Below are 1,154 nucleotides of genomic sequence, written 5' to 3'. Positions count from 1 at the left end.
GGGACTGACCCCATAATATGAGACAAACAAAAAACACCTTCAAGTTTGAAAACGGATCGTTGTTATCCGAAATTAGACTTGGAGGTGTTTTTCTATGAGGGCAAGAGTGAGTTATCCGGTTGAAGTCAAACAGAAGGCTGTAGAAATGAGATTGGCGGGCGTGCCTGTGAAGGAGATCATGCAGGAATTGAATATAAAGAATAAGACGCAGGTGCAGACATGGGTCAGGTGGTATAAAGCTGGGGACACACATCGATTCGAACAACCTGTCGGAAAGCAATATTCTTATGGAAAAGGTCCAGAGTATTCTTCCGAATTAGAGAAACTGCAGGCAGAAAATCGTTATCTGAGACAACAGAATGAAGTGTTAAAAAAGTACAACGAATTGGAAAGGAAGCTGATAGCGAAACGCCAGTCGAGCTTGTAGAAGGATTGCGCAGCACAATGACCATAAAGGATATCTGTATTCATTTAGGTATCTCACGAGCATCTTATTATCGTTGGAAGAAGAATCTGATGAAAGATAACCCTAAATACCATTTAGAAAAACAAATCGGCACGTTGTGCCGAGAACACAAGTATCGATATGGCTATCGGAAAATCACAGCCATATTAAAAAAGGGAATGCGTATGAATCACAAAACGGTTCAGCGCATTATGCAGAAGAATCAGTGGCAATGCCGGGTTAAGGTGAAAAAGCGCAAGAAGAATGGGCAGCCATATGCCGTGGCCGAGAATATATTGGATCGGAACTTTCAGTCTGATCGCCCTCTGGAAAAGCTAGTAACGGATATCACATATTTGCCTTATGGGCAGAAACAATTGTATCTTTCCAGTATATTGGATTTATACAATGGAGAAGTGATTGCTTTTACGATTGGCGATAGACAGGACACAGACTTTGTCTTACACACACTTGATCAGCTGCCCGCACTGCCAGAGAACTGTGTGTTACATAGTGACCAAGGTTCTGTTTATACATCTTATGAGTATCAGAAAGCTGTTAAAACAAAAGGCATTACCATGAGCATGTCCCGCAAAGGGACGCCCGCTGATAATGCCTCCATCGAATCGTTTCATTCCTCACTAAAGTCTGAAACGTTCTACCTCGACAGGTTGGAAAGCACTACGACGACCATCGTAGAACAAACTGT

General features: G+C 42.4%; 1 protein-coding gene. It reads left to right on the top strand.

Annotated features, from left to right (window positions below; translation table 11 throughout):
- Positions 1-94 precede the first annotated feature (94 nt).
- A protein-coding gene (locus tag NQS30_RS21250; RefSeq protein ID WP_350322350.1) for an IS3 family transposase occupies positions 95-1,154 on the top strand; the annotation gives its coding sequence in 2 pieces (ribosomal slippage) (positions 95-368 and positions 368-1,154; 1,061 coding nt annotated over the 2 pieces). This gene is flagged as partial in the annotation.

It is taken from the genome of Bacillus sp. B1(2022) (assembly GCF_040259625.1).
Taxonomy (GTDB): Bacteria; Bacillota; Bacilli; order Bacillales; family Bacillaceae; genus Bacillus; species Bacillus velezensis.
The sequence above is the reverse complement of the archived record's forward strand: the minus strand, read 5'-3'. Positions and strand labels throughout refer to the sequence as shown.